The organism is Pseudochrobactrum sp. AO18b (assembly GCF_000409565.1).
GTDB lineage: Bacteria > Pseudomonadota > Alphaproteobacteria > Rhizobiales > Rhizobiaceae > Pseudochrobactrum > Pseudochrobactrum saccharolyticum.
Genome location: NZ_ANNO01000044.1, coordinates 1 through 1,883, shown reverse-complemented (window position 1 = coordinate 1,883; position 1,883 = coordinate 1). Strand labels below are relative to the sequence as shown.

Annotated in this window: 2 protein-coding genes; both read right to left on the bottom strand. The window is 42.0% G+C overall.

Translation table 11 applies throughout. The annotated features are described in order from the left end of the window. Positions 1-79: 79 nt before the first annotated feature. Entirely contained in the window at positions 80-301 is a 222-nt protein-coding gene (locus A918_RS0102075; protein ID WP_022709447.1) for a helix-turn-helix transcriptional regulator, read from the bottom strand. A 470-nt stretch (positions 302-771) separates the two neighbouring features. After that, complete coding sequence (locus A918_RS0102070) at positions 772-1,596, bottom strand: aldo/keto reductase (RefSeq protein WP_022709446.1); 825 nt, start codon at positions 1,594-1,596, stop codon at positions 772-774. Positions 1,597-1,883 lie beyond the last annotated feature (287 nt).

Here is a 1,883-nt window from a genome sequence, read left to right as displayed (position 1 = left end):
GCCGCGCTGGTCACTGATCGCGCGGCTTTTGTGTGTCTGATTTTTAAACTGTCCTATATGTGGTCAGTCGCCGGTTGCATTAATGCGGGGTGCGAACCTCATCGCGATATTCAAGAATATCGCCTGGCTGGCATTCAAGGACACGGCAGATTTTTGCCAGTGTTTCAAAGCGTATGCCACGCACTTTGCCGGATTTGAGTAAGGATACATTGGGTTCCGTAATGCCTATATCGGCCGCCAGCTGGCGTGAGCGGATTTTTTTACGTGCTAAAACAACATCAAGATTGACAACAATTGACATTTTTCACCTTAAAAAATTGAATAAAATATATTTATACTTGGCTCTGTTTTAATTCTTAAAATTGCATGGAATTTTCATAATCTGATTTCAGAAAAAACCGGAAATATAATAAATTAACAGGCGGAAAAAAATCGTCCTTTCTCTATTGGAAATTTATAACTCATCATATGAAAAAAACCATAAATGGATACTGCAATAAAATGCAGGTAATAAAAAGGGTGGTGGTGAATTTTAGTTGCAATTTTGATGTATTGGTTAATTAATTTTATGTCGTTTTGTATTTATAAATTTAATTAATTTGATAAATATTTATATTTTAATTTAATTTTTCAGTAAAAATAAAATCAATAGTTTGACGCCATCAGATTTTTTGTTGATTTATTCATGTTAAAATAAAGCACTCGTATAATTTATACGAGTGCTTTGATAATTAAGCAAATTTTTTGAAAAATATATTTCGAAATGACAGATTAACCGAAGGTTGTCGGATCAGGTCCGATACGTCCGTCAGAAGCATCCAGCTTGTTGATCTCGTCATGCTCGATACCCAGAAGCTTGAAATCTGTGACTTCAAAATTTTCTTTAATACGGGCAGGGGTGACGGATTTCGGAATGACGACATTGCCGATATCCAGATGCCAGCGCAGAATGACCTGAGCGACAGATTTGCCGTGATTGGCGGCAATGGCTTTCAAAACCGGATTGTCCAGAATTTTACCCTGTCCGAGCGGGCTCCATGCTTCTGTAGCGATATTATGCTGCTGGTGGAACTGGCGCAGATTATCCTGCTGGAAATAAGGGTGCAGCTCGATCTGGTTGATGGCTGGCACAACATCTGTTTCACGCAGGATACGTTGCAGATCAGCTGTGCGGAAATTGGAAACGCCGATTGATTTCACACGGCCTTCTTCACGTAATTTGATGAGTGCACGCCATGTATCAAGAAATTTATCTTTGTTCGGCATTGGCCAGTGAATGAGATAAAGATCAAAATAATCTGTGCCGAGGCGCTCAGCCGAAGCATCAAAAGCTTTCAGGGTGGAATCATAACCCTGATCGTCATTCCAGACTTTCGTTGTCAGAAAAATATCCTGACGTGCGATGCCGGAATTACGAATTGCCTGACCGACACCTTTTTCATTCTTGTAAATTGCGGCGGTATCAATGTGACGGTAGCCGGTTTCAAGCGCGGTTGTCACACTGGCGACGGCTTCTTCATCGCTGACCTGCCATACACCGAAACCCAGTTGCGGAATGGAGTTGCCGTCGTTCAGTTTGATCGCAGCTACGGTCATGTCCTTATTCCTTTTCTGTTTTTTGCGCCGGTAATTTCATCGCATTGTTTGGGATAAACCGGCGAAGCACTTTGCAGAACGCAATCTTGAATCAGTTCTTACAGTTTTTGCAAGACCGGCTTATGTCAAAAGCGATAAATTCTTGGGGGTGGTTTTTCACAAGCCTGTCTGTTGCCGGACAGATTTCTTCTTGCGAGTGCAATGCTCGACAGGCTGCCGGAGGCGAGATGCGAGTAAAACCGCAGCTTGCCATGCGATGAATAGAAAAGCCCTGCATCAGTGTCTGA